We start from the raw sequence: 20,826 nt of genomic DNA, 5'->3' as shown, positions 1-20,826 counted from the left end.
ACTTCACCCACCACGGCCAATTTAAAGGGCAAACTGTAGTCGCGCTGACTACGCCGCACACGCGGCTCAAACTCAGTTTTCATGACATCTTTTGGGAAAGCTGTCAACCTATTTCCGGACCCGACATAATAACCAGAAAAGGCCTTCGCATCACTGCAAAGGCCTTTTCTTTATCTCAACCGGAATCGACTACAAAATCCGTGAAATCCGCTTAAATCCGTGAAATCCGTGATTTAGAAGGACCACAGGTTGTACTCGTACTCAATCAAATCAGCCGAGGTCTGCTGAGCAGCCAGGATGCCTTGCTGAGCACCACCATAAATGTCGTCCAGCCGGCTGTCGCCCGCATTCGATACTTTAGTGATGTAGGAGTTAAACAACCACAGCTCGAACGCATCAGCCAGGTTCTTGTGCTGCGCATCGTTCTCGGCGTTAAACCAGATGGCGTTCTGCGGATTAGCGCGGAACACCTTCACCAAATCGCTGTATTTAAAAGTGCCAATTGGCTTCTCAATACCCGACGTGTTCATCGCCAGCGTCGAAGGCACCAGTAGGGTGATGGATTTGATGTCGTGATACATTCTTGACCGTTTCTTGTCGAAAATCATATCCTCCTTAATCTCCATCTCATACAGGTCCTTGTACCGATATTGGTTACCAACTGGCGCGGCGGCCACAGCTACGGCCGCTGGGGCTGCCACCATGATAACCTTGCCCTTTTTGTCCTTCATCGGCTTGCCCTTAGCATCCAGCTTCGGCACTTTCTTCGCCGCAGCGGTCTTCTTGGGAGCCGGAGCACCCCAATCGTCACCGCCACCGCCAAGGTCCTTCTCGCTGAAACCAGCGGCCTTTTCCTCGTCGCTAAGCTTGAGTGCCTCATCAGCATACGACATGTTGCCGGATACTTCCTGGGGGTTAAAAGTCGAGGTCAGCGAATCATTCTTGTACGCCTGCAGCTCGCCACGCTTCACCGCTTCCATGATAATCCGGCTGATTTCTTTGCCTTCCGAAAACATGGGCTTGTTCTGCTTCTCGCGCAGGTCTACCTGCCGCCAGATGCTCTTGCGAAACATCTGGTCGGACGGCGGAATGGGCCGGTGCGAGCCGGTGCTGCTGGCCGTAGTAGCCTGCTCCTGAGCCGAAGCCGACACCGACAAAGTCAAACCTGCCGCGATAGCGGCCAACGTGTGCATAGATTTCATAACGGGCGAAAGCAATTTGGCTTTAAGATAGTTCGCTAACGTGGTCAGGCCACAAATATTATAGCAGGGGGATGTTAAACTGCTTGGAGATGTTCACCGTCTCCACGTTGCCCTGGAAGTTCTGACGCTGTACTTCCTTCACCTCAACGTAGATACGGTCACCTTCACGGTAAGCGTTAACTACGTCGCTCAGGTCAGCCGTAGGGCCGCTGATGGTTTTAGTTTGGAGAGCGGGACGACGGCCACGCACCAGCGTCACTTCGTAGCGCGACACGCGGTAACGGGCATCATCCGGCAGGAAAGTGGCAAAGCCAGCATCCGGAATAGCCCGCAGGTTCATCGAGCGAACAGCCGTACCGGGAGTACCCTGCTTCTCGTTCACCGGACGGCCACCCACGAAACATTCAATAGTAGGCTTAGGAATAGGACGAACCTGGAAGGTCTGCGAACCGATGGCGTTGCCACCGCTGCTCACGTTCAGGGTTACTTCTTTGGAGTTCGGAATCAGCGTTACGTCACCCAGCTTGGCACCCGGTACCACCGAAGCACCCGAAGCCGAGAAGCCTGGCTTGTACTGCGCACCCAGGGCCGGCACCGATACGTTCAGCTTGTTGCCGCACTTGAAGTACAGCGCCTGCACCGAAGCCGACTGAATCTGCATCACCGGCTTAGTGATGGTGTAAGGCACCTTCACTTGGAAGGTAGTATCGCGACCATTCTGCTGGAAGCGAATGGTGCCGGTCCAGGAAGCCTTCGCATTGCCCGAGGCATCAAATCCTCCCGGGCGTGCCGTAAACTCTACCTTGCCTTTGCCATCCGGACCAACCGACAGCGGGGAGCCGTTCAGCGTCATCCGTGGGCTGATGCTGGAGGCCGAAGCCGTCAGGAACAGTTCGGCTTTGTACTTGGTGCCAGCAGCCACCGTGTTCGATTCAGCGCTGGCGAAAGCACCAATTTTGTCGAATACGATAGTTTTAGCGCCAACCTTCTCGGCCTGCTTCTTCAGGGCTTCCGCTTCGTATTCCAGCACTTCGGTTTCCTTCTGCGAGATGGTAGCCAAAGCTGCCACTACGGGTGTATTCTCGAAGTTGAGCTCGGCGAAGTTTTTCGTCTTCTGCGACGCCTCAGTTACGCGGGTATCTTCTTTACCATCCAATGCCAGAGCAGCAGCATCAGGCACGTATTTTCTGATGAACGCGGAATACTCATTCAACTTCGGCTTCAACTCTTTATAAGCCAAACCGTCGTTTTTACCGCCCAACATCGTGATAGCCACCTTGTCTTCGCCACTCAGGTTGGTCATTTCCGGACCCGTGTTCTCCGTGGCTTTCAGCAGTTTCTCGCGCAAGCCGCGCAGATACGTAGTCATTTCCTTGGTCTTGCTGCGAATTTCTTCGCTTTCCTGCAACACAGCCTTATCGCGAGCCTGGTTCTGATTTTTCACCACGGCGGCCTCAATACTTTTTATCGTATTATCAGCTGCTACCGAAGTCTTACCGTTCACGCCCAGAAGGCTGTCGTCGATAAACTTAAACTTCAGCAGAATCGCTGAGTTCACTTGGAGCGCCAGAAGAGCGGTTAGCACGAGGTACATCATGCCAATCATCTTCTGCCGCGGGGTTTCTTTTCCGCCTGCCATTATCTGTTTCCGCTAATATTGGATAAAGAACTAACTGATTCGCTGCCTAATAACTAGGCTTGGGCGGGAGCCCGCATGGCGTTCAGCATGTTGCCGTACACCCGGTTGAGCGAGGTCAGGTTGCCGGTCAGGTCGGCCACTTGCTTCTGGAACTGCTCGGTGTCTTTGCCCGCCTGGGTCATGTTCTCCATCGCGTGGCTGAGGGTACCGTAGAACTGGTTCATGGACTTCAGGTGCGTGTTGGCATCCTGCAGTTCCATTTCGTACACCGCGTTCAGAGCGCCCAGGTTCTTGGTCACGTTCTGTACCTGCATGTGGTACTCTTTGGCATCCGAGGTAGCGTTCGACATGGCCGAGATAGCCTCCACCGTGTTGCCGTAAGCAATGTTGATTTTGTCGAGCGAATCAGCCGCCGAGCGTACTTTCTTGGTGTACTCGTCGGTTACGTTGGCAGCTTCGCCCAACTGGGACATCTGTGAAGTCGTGGTGCTGAGACGATTCAGGCCCTGGCCCAGAGTGGTAAGCGCCTCGGGCGTTACGTTAGCATTTTTCAGCATATCGTCGAGCTTCATCGTCAGGCCCTTGGCATTGTTATCAGCCAATTGCTTGCCACCCGTCGAAGGGTCGTAACCATCATTCAACTCGGGGTATACCAACGCCCAATCCGGGTCATGCGGCTGCGGCTGGAATGCGCTCAGGAAAAAGATAACGGCCTCCGTGCCCAGACCTACGATGAGCATCGTGTCAGCACCTTTCCAGTGCTCAATTTTGAACAGAGCGCCTACGATTACAACGGCTGCACCGATACCATAGATTTTGGGCATCAGCGTATCGTAGAGAAAACTTTTTTGGGCTGCCATGAGATTTTACGATTGAAAGGGGTTGGAGAAGGTATTTGGAGAGGGTGGTGAATTGGGGGGCGTGAGCCGTTTATTTTAGCCGTTTATTGTTAGTTGAGTGAGCTATTGCTACCCATGCCGATTTGAATCATCGAGCAGCGGAAGCCGATGTAGGAACGGGCCGAATCCTGGTATTCGAAGTTGCGGGTGCCGGTTTCGAGGAAATACGCAATGTCTTTCCATGAGCCGCCACGCACTACTTTGCGGGGTTCGTTATCGTCGGGGTTAGTAGGGTTCAGGTCCCATACCACCGGCACGGAAGCTTCCATGTAGGCATCATCGCACCACTCCGAGACGTTGCCGGCCATATCGTACAGGCCGAAGTCGTTGGGGAAGAACGAGCCTACTTCGGCGGTATAAGCAAAACCGTCGGAAGCATAGTCACCGCGGCCAGGCTTAAAGTTAGCCAGCATGCAGCCCTTGCTGTTGCGCAGGTAAGGACCACCCCAGGGATAGGTAGCCAGGTTACGGCCGCCACGAGCAGCATACTCCCATTCGGCCTCCGAAGGCAGACGGAAGCTCGGGTCGTTGGCATAGCCGGTTTCCTCACGGGCCGCGTTGCGGAACTTGGTGCGCCAGTTGCAGAAATACTTGGCGGCGAACCAATCCACGCCTACTACCGGGTACTCGTCGAAGGCGGGGTGCGTATAGTAATACTCCAACAGCGGGTCTCCCATGTGGTAGGTGAAATCGCGCACCCACACCGTGGTGTCGGGATACAACTCAGTCATCACATATTCTTCGCCCAGTACATCCAGCGAATCCTGCTTGATGGCATCGACAAACTGGCGGTATTCGTTGTTGGTAATTTCGGTTTCATCCATGTAGAAGCCGGCGATAGTCACCTGCTTGTTCATGTTCACCATCGACGCGGAAATATCCTGGTCGGTCTGGCCCATGTGAAAGGTACCGCCGGGGCAGGGCACCATGCCAAGCGGTACTTCTTGTGGAATAAACATGGGCCGGTCTTCGGCACCAACCAAGTCGCCCTGGGGACCTTTGCCAAATCCACACCCGCCTAATAATGCCCCGGAGATAGCGAAAAGAGATATTGCTAGAAGCTTGTTCATGAGAGTTAGAAATTCTGTTTTAATTGCCGATACCGCTAAAGTACATTTGAATGGGCTGACAAATCTACACTTTTTTAGGGTGTTGTGCAATAGCCATCGTTATCCGTAAGCGACCGAATTGGGCATAAACACGCTGAATAGCGCAAACAACTCGATTAACCCGTTTTACGGACAGTTTGCCCGACTAAAATTTATCCTAACTGAATAGGACAATGCCACTTTGCCGAGTATGCCGCAAAATAGGAAAATTAGAAGCTATAACGCGGCGTGCGGATGGCTGGCCGGGTAACCATACCCGGTTTGGGCAGGCGGTAGGAGAGCATAATTTCTTGCGAGCTGAACGCCCGGGCGGCCTGGTTAAAAGCAATAAAATCGAACGCATAGCCCAGCCGGACAGCATTATCCTTGAAAAAACTCGCGCCTAACAGACCCGAAACGGATTCTTCATGGCGATAGTTGGCACCTACCCAATATTTGTCGTCGATGGTAGCCCGAAGCCCACCTTCGAAGGAATAATTTTTGGTATTATCAAATTTGCTCTTGCTCGAAAAATTGCCCGGCAGCACGGCTTTCACCAGAACCATTGGCGTGACTACAACGGTAGAAGAGGCGTCAATATTATATCCGGCAGTGAAGTAGGCGTGGTTCTCGGCGAGGTACTTGCTGGGCACGCCGGCGGTGCCGGCGCTTTTGAATGAGTATTCTGAGCGCAGCAGGTTATTCATGCTGATACCGGCGTAGAACTTAGGGGCTTCGTACCAGATGCCGGCCCCGGCATCGAGCTTACTGTCCGAAGCATCTTTTGGCACGTTAATATCATCGCGGTCAATGGCATTATAGGTGCCTTTGCTGAGGTAGGTATAGATACCCTGGATGCCAAAACCCAGCTTGCCCGAGCCCAGCTTCACGTGCTGCGAGTATGAAAGGGCGGCGTTGGTCATTTTCGACTGGCCCACCTGGTCGTAGTACACGGCCAGGCCAACCCCGCCACCGAGGACCAAAACAGGTAACGAAACCGTAATCATGCCGGTGCGGGGTGAACCACCGCCGTCAAACGTTCCGCTGTAGTTCAGGTACTGGTAGCGCCCAATCAGATTAACCTCTCCCTGACCCTTAATACCGGCATAGGCGGGGTTCAACGACATGCCATTGAGACCATAATGAGTGAACTGGGGCTGCTGTTGGGCAAGCGCCGAGCCTGCTGCTACGGTCAGTAGCAGGGTTGCGAGTAAGGTTCCTTTCATATGGGCGGCGCGGGGGAAGTGGAAGTGGAAAGAAGAGGGGGGTGTACGGGGGTGGACGCTAGGGAAATAACAGCTTCCAAATGTAAGGTAAAAACAGTGTCCAAAAAATTCAGGCAAAAAAAACCGGCGCAAAAACCATTTGCGCCGGTTGTCACTTGCTTAAAACGCTTTAAGTGGCGCTTTTAGTACTTTGGGATGCGGCCTTTCCGGCTTCGGGCTGGATGTGCCGACGGATATAGGCTTCAATGGCACCCGTCATGGAGGGAGCATTGGGATGCGGGGCCTCAATGTCGAGAATCAGGCCTGCATCGGTGACGGCTTTGGCCGTGGTGGGCCCGAATGCGGCGATGCGGGTACCGTCCTGCACAAAGTCGGGAAAGTTGATAAACAGGGAGGTGATACCGGACGGACTGAAGAAGGCAATGCAGTCGTACTTCACCTCAGCCAGGTCGGACAGGTCGCTGGCTACGGTGCGGTAAATGACGGCCTCCGAGAACTTCAGGTTGTTGGCCCGCATGAACACGGGCAGGTCGTCCTTCCGGATATCGGAACACGGATAGAGAAATTTCTCTCCCTTGTGCTTCTTGATTACATCGAACAGGTCGGCGGCGGTACGCTCACCCACGAACAGCTTGCGCTTGCGCAGCACGATGTACTTCTGGAGGTAGTTGGCCGTCTGCTCCGAAATACAGAAGTATTTCATTTCGGCCGGCATTTCCAGTTTGGCTTCCTGGCAGATGCGAAAAAAATGGTCAACGGCATTCCGGCTGGTAAAAATAACAGCGGTGAATTCCAGTATATTGATTTTTTCGCGCCGGAAATCCTTGTAGGAAACGGGCTGCACATCGATGAACTCCCTGAAATCGACCTTGATGCCGTATTTCTCGGCGATGGCGAAGTAAGGAGAAACGTCGTTTGTGGGCTTGGGCTGGGTAACCAGGATGCTCTTGATGCGCGTGGCGTGCCGGCCTGTGCCCGGCTTATCTGCACTCTCGGCCATACAGGAAGGAAAGGGTAATGCTAGGACAATAGGAGGAGGAAAATGAACTAACGCAGACGAATTAGCCGGGGCCAATTAGTACGTAAATACAATAAGTTTAAGAAGAACTAGTAAAGGCAGTACTTCAGTGGCACAAAGGTAGGCAAACAAATGCAGATTTAGCAGTGAGGCGTGGTGGTGCAGCGTACGGGCCACCCGTAGTACCGTACCGATAAGAACAATGCCGACAACGGCACTGGCGGCCCACGCCACCGCACGCGGGAAACTGCCGTTGAGGCTGAGGTAGAGCAGCAGCACCAGCGGTAGGAACAGCCCGGAAAGCAGCGTGGTGCGCAGAAATTCGCGGTACTGGACGTTGACGAGGGGTTGCAGACCAAAAATATAGGCCAGAATGCCCACATAGAGGTACTTACCGAAGACGAAGATGGTAATGATAGCCGTGTAGAGGAGTACACGGGCTACGATGGCGGTTTCGGGCACATCGAAAAAGCGGCGCAGAAGCGGCAGGTTCTGAAGGTCGGTGTGGATGGCGGTGAGCAGCAGGGCGAACGAGAGCGCAAACAGCAGCACCAGCAGCAGGTTGAGGAGCGAGAAGGCCGGCTTGGCGAGGAAGGCCTGCTGGTCGCTGCCGCTGCCAAACAGCTCATCAATCTGAAAGATGCGGGCCAGGCCGGGCTGATAGGTGGTGCGGACAGCTCCGTAGGACAGGCCCAGCACGAGCAGGAAGCCCAGGTACACGTTCTGGCCCTGGGGGCCGGGCAGGCGGGGCTGGGCCTGCCCCACTTCGCTTTGAGGACGACCCGCAACGGTACTGGCAGGAGTGACGCCCGAAAAAGAAGCCAGGGCGGGCGAGCTATCGGGCTGCCAGACGGCCAGCAGGTGGTTGCCGTCGGCGAGGCGGGCGGGCAGCAGCTGGGCGAGGTTGAGGGAATAAGTGGTAGCCGTGCGAGCAGTGAAAATGAGCTGATTATCTAAAAAAAGACTCAGACCCGGCTGGGCAGCAAACGAAAGCGGGAAGGGCTGACTGTGGCTGATGCGCACCCACTGATAGTAGGCGTGCGCGGGCTGATGGTAGCCGGGCAGGTAGAAAAGGAGGCGATTGCGGACCGCATCGTGGATGAGCCAGTCGGCGGAAAGCGCGGTGGGGGCGGCGGGTGCCAGCTGGCGGTACTCGCTGGCCCGCGCCGGGGGCTCCGCTACGGCCAGCAGAAGCAGCAGGCTCCACAGCCACCGCCAGCATGTGCGCAAAGAGCCCTGGGCCAGCATAAAAACTAGTTGCTGTTTTCGGATGCCATGAGCTGGCGACGGGAAATCCGGCTTTGATACACCCCGAAAAAGATGCTCAGCAGCGCTGAGAAAGCCACCAGCGCAACGATGAGCACGGTGTTGCCAACGTAGGCAAACCGGATAACGAGCAGCGCTACCAGCACGTTGAGCAAACCCAGCAGCAGCACCGTGCTGATTTGCGAGAAGCCCATGGCCAGGATGCGGTGGTGAATGTGGTTTTTATCGGGCGAGAAAGGAGAGCGACCGGCCAGCATGCGCAGCGAGAACACCCGGATGGTGTCGAATAGCGGCACAAACAGGATGCCTACCGCCACTGATGGCGCGGCCGCACCGAACGGCTGGCCCACCTGGGTACCCATCTCAATGAACTGAATGGCCAGCACCGACACGATGAACCCACAAACCAGCGAGCCCGTGTCGCCCATGAAGATGGGGGCGCGGTGGAAATTGTAGCGCAGGAAGCCCAGCAAGCCCCCAATCAGGCAAACGGCTACGTAGGCGAAGTTGCCGTAGGCCGCGCCGCCGTAGGCGTAGAAATAGTAGCCGAAGGTGCCGCAGGTAATCAGCACGATGGTACCCGCGAGGCCATCGAGGCCATCGATGAGGTTGATGGCGTTGGTGATGCCCACAATGACCCCCAGGGTGAAGGCGTAGCTAATGCCAATCGGCAGCACCCCAACGCCCAGAATACCCTGAAAGCTGGTGATGCGCACATCAGCCATCACCATGACAATACCGGTAGCCAGCAGCTGCCCCACGAATTTCTTGGAAACCGACATGCCCACCAGGTCGTCCTTGAGGCCCACGAAAAACAGGATGATGCAGCCGGCCAGCAGCTCCTTGGCCCCATTTTGCAGGGGGGCGAAGATGGTGAGTGCCGACATGAAGCCCGCAAACACCGCCACCCCGCCCAAGCGCGGCGTGAGGGACTGGTGCACGGTACGCCCGTTGGGGGTATCGAGCATGTTTTTGAGGTGGGCGATATAGATGATGGACGGCACCGCAAACAGGGACACGAGCAACGCCCACATCCAGGACAGGCCCAAAGAAATATCGAGATGATTCATCAGCAATACGTTAGACAAAGAAGCAGTAGAAGCCCGCGAAAGAGCCGCGGGGTGGCAGAACGAAGAATAGATTAGCTATGCAGAACGCCTATCTTATCGAGAAGCGCGATATGGGTAAAGTTATCAGCCACAATGGAATCGGGCACGAAGATGAATTTTTTATCGAAAACCTGGTCGCCCCGATAGTAGCTCACCCAGTACTGATTATTGAGGTGAAACAGCGTCGAATCGAGGGGCTCGACGGGAACGGCGGTGTGGGGGGGCACTTCTTCGAAAAGAAAGCGCAGCGTGGTGGTGCGCACCTTTTCGCCATCGGACTGCAGGCCGTAGCCGTTGGCGTTGATGATGACGTTTTGCAGGGGAAACGGGTTGTGATTCAGCAGGTATACCTGCCAGATGGATTGGCCTTCGGGCGTGAGGGCCTGCTCGTCGGGGATGACGGCCACGGAAACGCCTTCGACCGGGTCAAACGAAATATCTTTCTTCACAGGACCTCGGGTTTAACGGATTGCAACGGATTCAAACAGATTTTTTGTGGTTGTTAGGCGGCGGTTAGCAGCTAGCTCGACGCCTCTTCGCTCGCTGTGGCTCCCAGTAGGGCCAGCAGATGCGGCAGCAGGCGCTCCTGCACGTCGGCTACTGATACGGACGCGCCGCTTCCCAACTCTTGTGCCAGGGAAGTCACGGCCTTGTCGGTGATGCCGCAGGGCACGATGTGGCCGAAGTACGAGAGGTCGGGACTGACATTGAGCGCGAAGCCGTGCAGCGTGACCCAACGACTGCACTTCACGCCGAGAGCGCAGATTTTGCGCGGGTTGGGCGCGCCTTCTTCCCAGCCCAGCCACACGCCGGTGAGGCCGGTGATGCGGCCGGCATTCAGGCCGTATCCGGCCAGCGTGCGGATGACGGCTTCCTCCAGCGTGCGCAGGTACCAGTGAATATCAGGGCGGAAGTTATCGAGGTCGACAATCGGGTAGCCCACCAGCTGGCCGGGGCCGTGGTAGGTGATATCGCCGCCACGATTGATGCGGTGAAAGCTGGCTTCGTGGGCCGAGAGGGCGGCTTCGTCGAGCAGCAGGTGCTCGGGCTTGCCGCTCTTGCCCAGGGTGTAAGTGTGCGGATGCTCGCAGAGCAGCAGGTGGTTGGGCGTGGGCACGGGGGCCGCGCCGGTGGTTTCGACCAGGCGATTCTGGCTTTTGATGGCCAGGGTGGCGTCCATCAGCTCTTCCTGCCGCTGCCAGGTGGGCACGTATTCAACCAGGCCCAGGCGCTGCACCTGAACCGTGCGATTGCGGGCAGGGTGCTGAGGAGCGTCGAGCAGCTGCGACGAGAACTGTTCTTCTGGGGCAGAGGCCATGGGGAGAATTAGTGAAACCGAGCACAAAGGTACTAAGGCGGGTAAGCATTGGCTTGCGCCGTCCTTCGGTTAGCTTGCGCCGCCCGGCGGGTGGCTTGCGCCTGCCATTGGACACTTTCTTACCCATCATTCCCTACGGCTCTCCCCTTTCCCATGGCTCACGCTCCCCACCAACTAGGCCAGGCCGGCGAGGCGGCCGCGGCCGACCATTTCCTGGCCCAAGGCTTTGAGGTAATTGCGCGGGGCTACCGGCACGGCCGGGCCGAAGTAGACCTCGTGCTGCGGCGCGGCACCGAGCTACTGGTATTTGCCGAAGTCAAGACCCGCGCCTCGGGCCAGTTCGGCACCCCCGAAACCTTTGTTTCGGCCCGCAAGAAGGAGCTGTTTCGGCTGGCGGCCACGCACCTTCAGGAGGAGCTGGACTGGCACGGCGACATCCGCTTCGACATCGTGGCCCTGACCCTGCTCAGCCAGGGCTTTCGCATCGAGCATTTTGAAGACGCTTTTTATTGATGTGAAAAAGGTGTTTTGAATGTGTGGAATGTGGCAAATGTGGGCACAACGTCCTATCTGTCCACATTTTCACATTCAAATCACATTCTCACATTAAAAAACTCATCGCCGTTTGGGCGACACTTTGGGGGCGGCTTTGGGCACGATGCGGGGCGGCACGGTGGCCCGGCGACCGGGCCGGTCTTCGGCTTCGGGCTGGCCGCGCTTATCGAAGTTCTTTTCCTTATCGTAAATCAGGGTGGCGTTGCGGTTGTATTCGCGGATGAGCTCCGGGTCGGCCACTTCCGGGTCGTAGCCCGATTCGGCGTACTGGTACTCGTAGCGGCGGCGGCCCCGGAAGCCCCAGAACTTGGTCCAGACGCCGATGCGCTTGCCGTTATCGAACTGGCCGCGCCAGTCGGGCTGCCCGTTGATGAGGAACTTGGCGTAGTCGCCTTCCAGCTTGCCGTTCACGTAGGGCACCACCTCGTTGATGAGGCCGCGGTCTTCGCCGTAGTAGCTCACGTTGGCATCGCGCGGGAAACCCATTTCGTAGTGGACTTTGCTCAGCAGCACCCCGTTTTTATCGAACCGCTCCCAGCGCAGGTGCTTGGTGCCCAAGGCGTAATACCCGGTTTCGAGCACCTTGTTGTTCTGCATCTTCTTGTAGGGGCCGTGCATGATTTTAAGCTCAGCGGCCTCCTCATCCACGGCCGCCAGCTTCAATACCCTATGCTTCTTGGTATTGTAGTAGTAGTGGGCGGGCGCGTAGGTATTGAGCGTTTTCGGGTACTTCAGGAAGTAGAAAATCTCAATAGTCTGGTTGCGACCCTTGGGGCCGGTCTTGGTGAAGGCCTTCTTGGTTCTCTCGCCCAGAAAGACGTTTTTCTTCTTCTTTTTGGCTTTGCGCTGGGCATCCTTGTCGGCATCCTTGGCGGCCTTGTCCTGCTCCTTGGTAAGCACTGCTCTGCGGGCGGTGCTCAGCGAGGGCTTGCCACCCAGCGTATCGGCGGTGCGGGTGAGGGTATCGGCCCCGAGCACGGCCGTAGCCGGCTGCTCAGGGTTGCTGTTGAAGGAAACTGTTTTGCGGGTGCAGGCCCACGGCAACAGCGTGAACAGCCCCAAAGTCACAAAAAGGAAACGCAGCGGCCGCAGCCACAAACGGGAATTACGCATGAATCGCACGGATTATTTTCGGGGCATCAACGCAAATGTAGACGGGTTTGGTGCCCGGGCTGGCAATGAGTGAATGGACGAATGAGTGAATGAGTGAATGGGCGAGTGAATTAAAGGGGGGGGGCTCATTCACCTACTCACTCATTCACCCACTCACTTATTCACTCATTGAAAACACCTTCCGGGTCGCCACATTCAGCTGCTGGCCGGCTACGAGTACGTGCAGGCGCAGGCCGTGGCCGCTGATAACCTTACCATCGGGCAGGCCGGGCAGGTTGTTGTGGGTGACGTGAGCCGCGTCGATTACCACCACGGCTTCGTCGCCGAATACCGTGGCGGATTGTTCGGGCCGGATAAGCAGGCCGGTTTCCTCGCTCAGGCCCACGCCCAGCAACCCGGGCTGGGCCAGCACGGCGTGCATGAGGCGCGGGTAGCGGCCGCGCTCGGCAAAGTGCTGGTCGAGCAGCACGCCGGGCAGCAGGCCCAGCCCGGGTTGCACCTCGATGCGGCCCCCGAGCAGGCTACGCCAGCCGTGGCCATCCACCAGCATAAACTCGGCCATGGCCGACGCGCCGGCACTGGTGCCCGCGATGATGAAGCCGGCCTCGTGCTGGTATTTGTGTTTAAGAATCTGGAGGAATTCGGTATTGAGCAAAAAGTCGGTGAGGCGCTCCTGGTCGCCGCCGCTCATGAACACGAGCGCGGCCCGGCGCAGGCGGGTGAGCGTGGCGGGGTCGTCGGCGGGGTGGTCTTCATCTACCCGCAGGTGGCGCACGTGCGGGCAGCCCAGCTGGTGCCAGGCGTGGGCGTAGGCGGCGGCGGTGCGCGCCGGCTGGCGGCGGGTAGCCGTGGTGAGCACCTCGATGGGCAGGTTGCGGTCGGGCAGCAGGCTGGCCAGCAGGGCCAGCAGCGGGTCGTCGTCGCCCCCGCCCAGCACGGCAAGCGTGCCTTTGGGCGGGGCAACAGAAAAAGCATCAGGCATAGACACGGGTTTGGGGCCGCAAGATGGGGCACGGCACGCAGAACTGGCTTGCGCATTAGCGTAAACGCAACCAAGGGCTTCGCCATGCTCGCGCCGTCAAGAATTGCGGCCACCTGCGCTGCGCTGGTACGGTCCTTCGTCGCTGCTTGATACGCAGAATGCTCAGAATGACCGATAGCCGTTCTTTTCTCCGGGTCCGTTTCTCGTTTACCGCCCCATTCGCCCTACTTTTGTGGCGCTTATTCTCTCCCTCAACCCCGCTTGCCTAGCGAAGCACCTCCGCCCCTCTTTACATGCAGCCGCAGACCGTGGAAACCATCACGTCCCTGATTCAGGAGGGCGAATTTTTCAAGCTGAAGCAGCTGCTTCGCACCTTTCAGCCAGCGGAGCTGGTGGCGCTTATTGAGGAGGAAGAAGAACGGGAACAGCTCATCATCTTCCGGCTGCTGCCCCTGAAGCTGGCCACCGAGGTGTTCGAATACCTCGACCTAGAGGTGCAGCGGCACTTTCTCGACAACCTGGCCCAGGATAAGATGGCCGACATCCTCAACGAGATGTCGCCCGATGACCGCACAGCCCTGCTCGAATTCCTGCCCGCCAACTTCGTGGCCGAGCTCGTGCAGAGCTTATCCGAGGAAGAGCGCAAGGTGACGCTACAGCTGCTGGGCTACCCCGAAGACTCGGTGGGCCGCCTGATGACGCCCGACTACATTGCCATCCGCGAGAACTGGACCGTGCAGCAGGTGCTCGACTACATTCGCCAGCACGGCGGGCAGTCCGAGACGCTGAGCATGCTGTACGTGACCGACATGCACGGCGTGCTGATTGATGACATCCGCATCCGCGAATTCCTGCTTTCGGCTCCCACAGCCCAGGTGCGCAGCCTCATGGACCGCCGTTTCGTGCAGCTCACCGCCAACCAGGACCAGGAAGAAGCCATCGACGTATTTCGGCGCAACGACCGCAACGCCCTGCCCGTGGTTTCGGACCAGGGCATCCTGCTCGGTATTGTGACCATCGACGACATTCTGAGCATTCGCGAGCAGGAAGACACCGAGGACATGCAGAAGCTCGGCGGCTCGGAAGCGCTGGACGAGCCCTACCTGGCCACCCCCCTGCTCGGCATGCTGAAGAAGCGCGCCGGCTGGCTGGTTATCCTGCTGATTGGGGAAATGTTCACCGCTACGGCACTCAAATCCTTCGAGGATGAGATTGCCAAGGCGGTGGTACTGACGATATTCATTCCCCTCATTATCAGCGCCGGGGGCAATGCCGGCTCGCAGGCCACCTCACTCATCATCCGGGCCATGAGCCTGGGCGAGCTAAGAATTGGGGACTGGTGGCGCGTGATGCGCCGCGAGCTGGCGACGGGGGCCATGCTGGGCCTCATTCTGGGCGCGGTGGGCTTGTTTCGCATCTTGCTCTGGTCCCGCATCTTCCCCGGCGAGTACGGCGCTTATTACTGGGGCATCGGCCTCACGGTGGGGTCTTCGCTGGTTGGCATTGTGTTGTGGGGCTCGTTGTGCGGCTCCATGCTGCCGCTGCTGCTCAAGCGGCTTGGCGCCGACCCGGCCACTTCCTCGGCCCCCTTCGTAGCTACGCTGGTGGACGTGACCGGGGTGGTGATTTACTTCGCTTTCGCCCTCCTATTCCTGAGCGGCACCCTGCTCTGATATGCGACCGCGGTTCAAGCAGCGGTTTTTGCGCCCGTTTGGGCTTGGACTTACCGCCGGTGGGGCGCTGGTCCTGGGCAGCTGCGCCGTGGTGGGCAACGTGACGCAGCTCGACGAGGACTACTACCGCGTGGTGCACCACGCCACTTCCGATTCGCTGGCCGCCCGGCTGCCCCGCGGCCCGCTCTACGCCCAGCAGCACGCCGATACCCTGCTGCTCACCCCCGATAACGGCCCCGCGCCACCCCGCACCTACCGCTACCGCCTGCAGCCCACCCAGCGGCTGCTGCTGTTGCGCCGCCGGCTCGACATCGACGTGTTCACGATTCCGGTGAAGGTGCGGCCGCCGCGCGGCGGGGTGCCGGTGCAGCTCAACACCAATTTTAACGCCGCCATCTACGTCGGGCAGCGGCTCAATTTCTATTCCTTGCGCACCAGGCGCGCCACGCCATTTGGCGCCTCGCCGCACATTCGGGCCACGGGCATCGGCTACGGGGCGTTTGTGGGCGCGGGCTCCACCTTCATCTCCGCCGACGTGACCGGCCCGCGCCCCACCACCGCCGACTACGAAGGCCTTGTTACGCACCACCGAGCTGGCGCGCGTCTGTGGCGCACTGCCCAATAGGCCCGGCACATAGTGCGATGGGGTTAGGCACACCACCCAATAGGCCCGGCACATAGTGCGATGGGGTCGGGCACACCACCCAACAGGCCCGCAATATGGTGCGATGGGGTCGGGCATACCATCCACATAGCCCGCAATATGGTGCGATGGTTTTACCTGATGGCCTTCCGGGGTTCCTACTCCAGCCGCCGCCGGTTGGCCTTCTTATCGCTGTGAATCTTTTTGCCCTCCAGGCGCTTGCGCACGGCGCTTTTGCTGGGCTTGGTGGCCTTGCGGGGCTTGGGCCGGCGCAGGCTGCGCAGCAATAATTCGTGGAAGCGGGCCAGGGCAATTTCCTTGTTGCGCAGCTGGCTGCGCTCGTCCTGGGCGGTGATGAGCAGCAGGCCCTCGGTGGTGAGCTGGCCCGCGAGCTTCTCCAGTATCAACTGCTTCTGGGCCTCGCTCAGCACCTGCGAATCCAGCAGGTGCCAGCGCAGCTCTACCCGCGACTCCACCTTGTTCACATTCTGCCCGCCCGGCCCACTGGAGCGGCTGGTCTGGAAGGTGATTTCGGGCAGAAAAGCGGCGGCGGGAGGCAGCATGAGGTTGAGTTATTCTGCAAAGAACGTCATGCCGAGCGCAGCCGAGGCCTCTCGCGGGCCATAGTAATCCATTCGATTGAGTTACTACCCCAGGCGAGATGCCTCGGCTGCGCTCGGCATGACGTGCCTTCGTTACACCTTACTTTTTCAGCAGCATCGCCCCGTAGGAGTAGCCGCCCCCAAACACGGTGATGATGACTTTGTCACCGTGCTTCAGCGTGCTCCATACTTCGGAAAGGCCGATGGCGGCCCCGGCGCAGCCCGTGTTGCCGAGGCGCTCGATGTTGCTCACGGCCCGCTCAGGGTCGATGCCCAGCTGCTTCACCACGTTTTTCGAGATGCGCAGGTTGGCTTGGTGCGGAATGAGGTAAGTCAGCTCATTGGCGGCCAAGTGGTGCCGGTCAAGCAGCGTTTGCGTCACGCGGGCCATATAAATGCACGCCTGCTGAAATACGTCGCGGCCAAAGGGCATCACAATCCCCTTTTCCACCGGCTTGAGGGTCACGGCTTCATCGGCCTTGCCTACGGGAGCCGCGCCGCCGGTAATTACCTCGGCAATGCGCAGGTCGTCGGGGCTGATGCGCTCCTTGCTGATGAGCAGCGCGGCAGCCCCATCGCCCCAGAGGTGGCCGGCCATGGTGTCTTCCTCGTTGTTGTAGGCGGTGTTGTGCTCGCTCACCACCACCACGGCGCGGGTGGCCTTGCCCATGGCAAAGTAGCCTTCCACGATTTCTACCGCATTGAGCAGCGACGAGCAGGCCGACGAAATACTAACCGTCGGAATCTCGTTGATATCCAGGTCGCGCTGCACGGCGTGCGCGACCGTGAAAATAGTATCGTGGGGCGTGTAGGTGCCGGCCACGATAAGGTCGACGCTGGCCTGAGCAAAGGCGGGCGCGGCGGCCAGCGCGGCGCGGGTGGCGGCAATGGCCATAGTATTGGCATTCTCGCCGGGGGCCGCTTTGCGGCGCTCCCGGATGCCGGTTCGCTCAATTATCCACTCATCGGCCAGGCCATTGAGGCGGGTAAAGTGAGCGTTGGTCACGACTACCTCCGGGAGGTAGGCAGCCACATGGTGAAGGTACACAGGGTGGTGTTGGGTGGGAAATTCTAGCTTGCCTTGCGGCCGTGCAAAGGTACGGCAACCAGCCGACGGCGGTCGGCCCAAGTCCCCAATATGCCCGAATCTTATACGCTAAGGCCAGTTCTCCATTGCTAGTTGCCAGAATAATATGGCGGTACCACCGGCCATCCGGTTGCCACTCTCTGGTAATGCGGCGCGGCCGCGGCCCGGCCCCAACCCCGGCCTACGCCCTACTTTTGCCCCATGCTACTCCACCACCTCGACCAAGGCCAGGGCCGGCCCCTGGTCATCCTGCACGGCCTGTTTGGCACCCTCGACAACTGGCAGACGCTGGCCCGGCGCTGGGCTACCGAAGCCGGCCTGCGCGTCATCAGCGTGGATTTGCGCAACCACGGCCGCTCCTTCCACCACCCCGAGCACACCTACGCCCTGATGGCGCAGGACGTACTGGCCCTGTTCGACCACCTTCAGCTCGGCCCCGATACAACGCTGATGGGCCACAGCATGGGCGGCAAAGTGGCCATGCGCCTCGCCCTCGACCACCCCGAGCGCCTGGCCCGGCTCATCGTAGTGGATATTGCCCCGCGCTTCTCCGACATGGAGCACCAGGACGATATTCTGGCCGGTTTGCAGTCTGTCGATTTCACTACCTGCACCAACCGGCAGGAAGCCGATGCCGCGCTGGCGAAGTACGTGCCCAACCTGGGCACCCGCCAGTTTCTGCTGAAGAACCTGTACCGGAAAGAGGACAACACCTACGCCTGGCGCATCAACCTGGCGGTGCTGGCGGCCCAGCTGCCCGCCGTGGGCGAGGCCACCATCGGTGAGCCGTTTGGCAAGCCGGCTCTGTTTATTCGGGGTGGCAAGTCGAACTACATTACCACCGACGACAAGCTGCACGGCATTCCGGCCCTGTTTCCCAACTCCGAAGTAGCCACCGTGGTGGATGCCGGCCACTGGGTCCACGCCGAAAAGCCGGAGGAGGTGTTTGGGCTGGTGAAGGCGTTTGCTAAACAGTAGGATTGATTGTGTAGCTACGGTAGTTGCTCTTGGCCCTTACATAGTTGCCAGAGAGAGACTTTATTGGACACAAAACCTTCTAGCACAGGCATATACTATTATTTCAGGTCAGTGGACAGCGTTATTTATCAGCGTTTTGCGCCAAGGACTGGCCATTCTTTTAAGAAAACATGCATGATAATACTATTATATTGATTAAAAAAATATTATTTTTATTTAAATTTTTATTGGAAAAAAGTAAAAATACTTAATTTGTACTTTTCAAATTTTATATTTGACTATTAGCAAGGGTTAGTATTTTGAAATTTCCTGCGAATTCCCATTTGTGTTAGCAAGCCGTGCTTTAATACTTGGGACTTTAACTCAATAAAAGCAATAGCATTTAATGAACATTTGATTATCTAAATGTTTTTCTAGATTAATAAGGGCATTGGAAATCTTGTGAAGAAAGCAATAATATTGTGCTTCCACTCAGCGCAATTCATATTTTTTCTTTCTTAAACAAAATTCCCAAACCACATGAAAACTCAATTACCACTGAGATTTTTGTTGAGCATGGCGTCAGCTGGGGCACTTGTGTCCGTACCAATGCTGAGCTTTGCCCAAACCGGGATTGGTACACGCACGCCAGACCCATCAGCCGCGCTCGATATATCGAGCAGCAATAAGGGTCTGCTTATTCCGCGAGTAGCGCTCAAGTCGGCTACCGACAACAGCACGGTGGAGAACCCGGCCACCGGCCTTATGGTCTTCAACACCAGCAATGACTTGCCAGGTGGCCCCGGACTGTACTACAACGCCGGCGGCGCTACAGGTGCAAAAGGCACCAGTGCAACCAACTGGGTGCGAGTAGTTGCCACCGGAGCACCAGTAGGGATAGACACTTGGCAGTCAACTAAAAACAGTGTTAGTCCATCTGGGACGATACAACCCATTAGCAGCAATGCGGCGGCGGCGGCGGCCTTGCTCTACATCAATAACGGCACAACGCTGCAGTCGCCGGCCAGCTTCAATATTGACGGTACGGGTGCCCTGGGCGGCAACCTGACCATTGGGGGTGGCGCCATCATCCCATCGCTGGGTGTAGCAAATACTACTCGTCAGGTAACAGTCGATGGTACCGGCCGGCTGACTTCGGTGCCCCTGAATGCATTAACCCTAAGCGGTCAGCAGCTCAGCCTAGGCAACGGCACCGCTGCCGTTACCATACCGATGACTGCCGTGAGTGTGGGCCCGACCACGACGGGAGCAGCTGGCACGAGTGCAACGGTAACCAACTCCGGTACCGCCACCGCACCCGTTCTGAGATTTACGATTCCCCAAGGTGTCCGGGGCCTGACTGGTGCTGCCGGGGCCACGGGAGCTACCGGTCCCCAAGGTACCACTGGCGCCACGGGTGCCCAAGGCCCCATTGGCTTAACCGGTGCGCAAGGCTCGCAAGGCACCACTGGTTTGACTGGCCCACAAGGCTCCATTGGTGCAACGGGTGCGCAAGGCACCACTGGCCTGACTGGCCCAACTGGCCCTAAAGGAGACATTGGCCTAACTGGTGCCACTGGCGCTACTGGCTCCCAAGGTGTCACCGGCATCAAAGGTGACGTAGGTGCTACCGGGGCAACCGGCGCTGCCGGTCCGGCTGGTATTCAAGGACCTAGGGGTGATACTGGTGCCCAAGGCGCCACAGGGGCTACCGGTCCCCAAGGTGCTACCGGTCCTTCCGGCCCAAGAGGAGCTCAAGGTGTAGCCGGTGCCATTGGCTCTCAAGGGCCCATTGGTCTCCAAGGCCCCCAGGGTACTATCGGCGCTACCGGCGCGGCTGGCACCAACGGCACGAATGGCTTGGCTGGCACAACTGGCGCGAAAGGCGACACCGGCGCAGCTGGCGCTGACGGCACCGACGGCACCAACGGCACCAACGGCACCAACGGCACCAACGGTGTTGACGGCGTGGACGGCGCAGTCGGCGCAACCGGTGCAGTCGGCGCACAAGGCCCCATCGGCCTGACCGGCGCAGTCGGCGCGGCTGGCTCTAACGGCGTGGACGGCGCAGTCGGCGCAGTCGGCGCACAAGGCCCCATCGGCCTGACCGGCGCAGTCGGCGCGGCTGGCTCTAACGGCGTGGACGGCGCAGTCGGCGCAACCGGTGCAGTCGGTGCACAAGGCCCCATCGGCCTGAGCGGCGCAGTCGGCGCGGCTGGCTCTAACGGCGTGGACGGCGCAGTCGGCGCACAAGGCCCCATCGGCCTGACCGGCGCAGTCGGTGCAATCGGTGCAGTCGGCGCACAAGGCCCCATCGGCGCAACCGGCGCAGTCGGCGCGGCTGGCTCTAACGGCGTGGACGGCGCAGTCGGCGCAACCGGTGCAGTCGGCGCACAAGGCCCCATCGGCCTGACCGGCGCAGTCGGCGCGGCTGGCTCTAACGGCGTGG

Annotated in this window: 19 protein-coding genes and 1 pseudogene; 6 read left to right on the top strand and 14 right to left on the bottom strand. The window is 58.5% G+C overall.

Features of this window, described 5'->3' with window-relative positions:
- The coding region (locus ABD819_RS20800) for a hypothetical protein (protein ID WP_345127511.1) at nucleotides 1–215 on the top strand (215 nt) is incomplete at its 5' end.
- 18 nt (nucleotides 216–233) lie between these two features.
- Here the strand turns inward: ABD819_RS20800 and porN are convergent.
- The 10 genes from porN to lipB form a co-directional block, all read right to left on the bottom strand.
- Complete coding sequence (porN, locus tag ABD819_RS20795) at nucleotides 234–1,202, bottom strand: type IX secretion system ring subunit PorN/GldN (protein WP_345127509.1); 969 nt, start codon at nucleotides 1,200–1,202, stop codon at nucleotides 234–236.
- A gap of 58 nt (nucleotides 1,203–1,260) precedes the next feature.
- The gene (gene porM, locus ABD819_RS20790) at nucleotides 1,261–2,841 is read right to left on the bottom strand and encodes a type IX secretion system motor protein PorM/GldM (protein WP_345127508.1); all 1,581 of its coding nucleotides are present in this window, start codon (nucleotides 2,839–2,841) and stop codon (nucleotides 1,261–1,263) included.
- Nucleotides 2,842–2,894: 53 nt separating this feature from the next.
- Nucleotides 2,895–3,701, bottom strand: coding sequence for a type IX secretion system motor protein PorL/GldL (porL, locus tag ABD819_RS20785; protein WP_345127505.1), 807 nt, complete (start codon nucleotides 3,699–3,701; stop codon nucleotides 2,895–2,897).
- Between the two features lie 89 nt (nucleotides 3,702–3,790).
- The gene (gene porK / locus ABD819_RS20780; RefSeq protein WP_345127503.1) at nucleotides 3,791–4,810 is read right to left on the bottom strand and encodes a T9SS ring complex lipoprotein PorK/GldK; all 1,020 of its coding nucleotides are present in this window, start codon (nucleotides 4,808–4,810) and stop codon (nucleotides 3,791–3,793) included.
- A 248-nt stretch (nucleotides 4,811–5,058) separates the two neighbouring features.
- Nucleotides 5,059–6,054 carry a PorP/SprF family type IX secretion system membrane protein gene (locus tag ABD819_RS20775; protein WP_345127501.1) on the bottom strand — a complete coding sequence of 332 codons (996 nt, stop codon included), beginning with the start codon at nucleotides 6,052–6,054 and terminating at the stop codon, nucleotides 5,059–5,061.
- 169 nt (nucleotides 6,055–6,223) lie between these two features.
- The gene (locus tag ABD819_RS20770) at nucleotides 6,224–7,054 is read right to left on the bottom strand and encodes a uroporphyrinogen-III synthase (protein ID WP_345127499.1); all 831 of its coding nucleotides are present in this window, start codon (nucleotides 7,052–7,054) and stop codon (nucleotides 6,224–6,226) included.
- Nucleotides 7,055–7,129: 75 nt separating this feature from the next.
- Entirely contained in the window at nucleotides 7,130–8,302 is a 1,173-nt protein-coding gene (locus ABD819_RS20765) for a DUF4271 domain-containing protein (RefSeq protein ID WP_345127498.1), read from the bottom strand.
- A gap of 23 nt (nucleotides 8,303–8,325) precedes the next feature.
- A complete protein-coding gene (locus ABD819_RS20760) occupies nucleotides 8,326–9,426 on the bottom strand; it encodes an MraY family glycosyltransferase (protein ID WP_345127496.1) in 1,101 nt (366 codons plus the stop codon).
- Between the two features lie 53 nt (nucleotides 9,427–9,479).
- Nucleotides 9,480–9,896: a hypothetical protein gene (locus ABD819_RS20755; protein WP_345127494.1), complete on the bottom strand. Its 417-nt coding sequence runs from the start codon at nucleotides 9,894–9,896 to the stop codon at nucleotides 9,480–9,482.
- A 71-nt stretch (nucleotides 9,897–9,967) separates the two neighbouring features.
- Nucleotides 9,968–10,765 carry a lipoyl(octanoyl) transferase LipB gene (lipB, locus tag ABD819_RS20750; RefSeq protein WP_345127492.1) on the bottom strand — a complete coding sequence of 266 codons (798 nt, stop codon included), beginning with the start codon at nucleotides 10,763–10,765 and terminating at the stop codon, nucleotides 9,968–9,970.
- A 153-nt stretch (nucleotides 10,766–10,918) separates the two neighbouring features.
- On the opposite strand from lipB, the gene ABD819_RS20745 reads away from it, so the two are divergent.
- Nucleotides 10,919–11,278 (top strand): YraN family protein, encoded by a 360-nt coding sequence (locus tag ABD819_RS20745; protein WP_345127490.1) that lies wholly within the window; start codon nucleotides 10,919–10,921, stop codon nucleotides 11,276–11,278.
- 102 nt (nucleotides 11,279–11,380) lie between these two features.
- Here ABD819_RS20745 and ABD819_RS20740 read toward each other — a convergent pair whose 3' ends face one another.
- Both ABD819_RS20740 and ABD819_RS20735 read right to left on the bottom strand, forming a co-directional pair.
- Nucleotides 11,381–12,433 carry a toxin-antitoxin system YwqK family antitoxin gene (locus ABD819_RS20740; RefSeq protein WP_345127488.1) on the bottom strand — a complete coding sequence of 351 codons (1,053 nt, stop codon included), beginning with the start codon at nucleotides 12,431–12,433 and terminating at the stop codon, nucleotides 11,381–11,383.
- 157 nt (nucleotides 12,434–12,590) lie between these two features.
- On the bottom strand, nucleotides 12,591–13,415 hold the full coding sequence (locus ABD819_RS20735; protein WP_345127486.1) for a cyanophycinase: 825 nt from the start codon (nucleotides 13,413–13,415) through the stop codon (nucleotides 12,591–12,593).
- Between the two features lie 293 nt (nucleotides 13,416–13,708).
- Here ABD819_RS20735 and mgtE point away from each other — a divergent pair, with 293 nt between their 5' ends.
- Nucleotides 13,709–15,088 carry a magnesium transporter gene (gene mgtE / locus ABD819_RS20730; RefSeq protein ID WP_345127485.1) on the top strand — a complete coding sequence of 460 codons (1,380 nt, stop codon included), beginning with the start codon at nucleotides 13,709–13,711 and terminating at the stop codon, nucleotides 15,086–15,088.
- Nucleotide 15,089: 1 nt separating this feature from the next.
- Complete coding sequence (locus ABD819_RS20725) at nucleotides 15,090–15,713, top strand: hypothetical protein (protein ID WP_345127483.1); 624 nt, start codon at nucleotides 15,090–15,092, stop codon at nucleotides 15,711–15,713.
- 176 nt (nucleotides 15,714–15,889) lie between these two features.
- Here the strand turns inward: ABD819_RS20725 and arfB are convergent, their stop codons facing one another.
- Both arfB and ABD819_RS20715 read right to left on the bottom strand, forming a co-directional pair.
- Nucleotides 15,890–16,294 carry an alternative ribosome rescue aminoacyl-tRNA hydrolase ArfB gene (arfB, locus tag ABD819_RS20720; RefSeq protein WP_345127482.1) on the bottom strand — a complete coding sequence of 135 codons (405 nt, stop codon included), beginning with the start codon at nucleotides 16,292–16,294 and terminating at the stop codon, nucleotides 15,890–15,892.
- Nucleotides 16,295–16,433: 139 nt separating this feature from the next.
- Nucleotides 16,434–17,381 (bottom strand): 3-oxoacyl-ACP synthase III family protein, encoded by a 948-nt coding sequence (locus ABD819_RS20715; protein WP_345127480.1) that lies wholly within the window; start codon nucleotides 17,379–17,381, stop codon nucleotides 16,434–16,436.
- Nucleotides 17,382–17,621: 240 nt separating this feature from the next.
- Between ABD819_RS20715 and ABD819_RS20710 the strand changes: the two genes are divergently transcribed.
- Together ABD819_RS20710 and ABD819_RS20705 are read left to right on the top strand one after the other, a co-directional pair.
- The gene (locus ABD819_RS20710; protein ID WP_345127478.1) at nucleotides 17,622–18,398 is read left to right on the top strand and encodes an alpha/beta fold hydrolase; all 777 of its coding nucleotides are present in this window, start codon (nucleotides 17,622–17,624) and stop codon (nucleotides 18,396–18,398) included.
- A gap of 576 nt (nucleotides 18,399–18,974) precedes the next feature.
- Nucleotides 18,975–20,826: pseudogene (locus tag ABD819_RS20705) on the top strand (hypothetical protein); the annotation flags it as partial.

The organism is Hymenobacter antarcticus, assembly GCF_039539545.1.
Taxonomy (GTDB): Bacteria; Bacteroidota; Bacteroidia; order Cytophagales; family Hymenobacteraceae; genus Hymenobacter; species Hymenobacter antarcticus.
The sequence above is the reverse complement of the archived record's forward strand: the minus strand, read 5'-3'. Positions and strand labels throughout refer to the sequence as shown.

Excerpts from the sequence above, each read along its gene's own strand:
- porN (WP_345127509.1), bottom strand. The coding sequence starts at position 1,202 with ATGAAATCTATGCACACGTTGGCCGCTATCGCGGCAGGTTTGACTTTG.
- porM (WP_345127508.1), bottom strand. The coding sequence starts at position 2,841 with ATGGCAGGCGGAAAAGAAACCCCGCGGCAGAAGATGATTGGCATGATG.
- porL (WP_345127505.1), bottom strand. The coding sequence starts at position 3,701 with ATGGCAGCCCAAAAAAGTTTTCTCTACGATACGCTGATGCCCAAAATC.
- porK (WP_345127503.1), bottom strand. The coding sequence starts at position 4,810 with ATGAACAAGCTTCTAGCAATATCTCTTTTCGCTATCTCCGGGGCATTA.
- ABD819_RS20775 (WP_345127501.1), bottom strand. The coding sequence starts at position 6,054 with ATGAAAGGAACCTTACTCGCAACCCTGCTACTGACCGTAGCAGCAGGC.
- ABD819_RS20770 (WP_345127499.1), bottom strand. The coding sequence starts at position 7,054 with ATGGCCGAGAGTGCAGATAAGCCGGGCACAGGCCGGCACGCCACGCGC.
- lipB (WP_345127492.1), bottom strand. The coding sequence starts at position 10,765 with ATGGCCTCTGCCCCAGAAGAACAGTTCTCGTCGCAGCTGCTCGACGCT.
- ABD819_RS20745 (WP_345127490.1), top strand. The coding sequence starts at position 10,919 with ATGGCTCACGCTCCCCACCAACTAGGCCAGGCCGGCGAGGCGGCCGCG.
- ABD819_RS20740 (WP_345127488.1), bottom strand. The coding sequence starts at position 12,433 with ATGCGTAATTCCCGTTTGTGGCTGCGGCCGCTGCGTTTCCTTTTTGTG.
- ABD819_RS20735 (WP_345127486.1), bottom strand. The coding sequence starts at position 13,415 with ATGCCTGATGCTTTTTCTGTTGCCCCGCCCAAAGGCACGCTTGCCGTG.
- mgtE (WP_345127485.1), top strand. The coding sequence starts at position 13,709 with ATGCAGCCGCAGACCGTGGAAACCATCACGTCCCTGATTCAGGAGGGC.
- ABD819_RS20725 (WP_345127483.1), top strand. The coding sequence starts at position 15,090 with ATGCGACCGCGGTTCAAGCAGCGGTTTTTGCGCCCGTTTGGGCTTGGA.
- arfB (WP_345127482.1), bottom strand. The coding sequence starts at position 16,294 with ATGCTGCCTCCCGCCGCCGCTTTTCTGCCCGAAATCACCTTCCAGACC.
- ABD819_RS20710 (WP_345127478.1), top strand. The coding sequence starts at position 17,622 with ATGCTACTCCACCACCTCGACCAAGGCCAGGGCCGGCCCCTGGTCATC.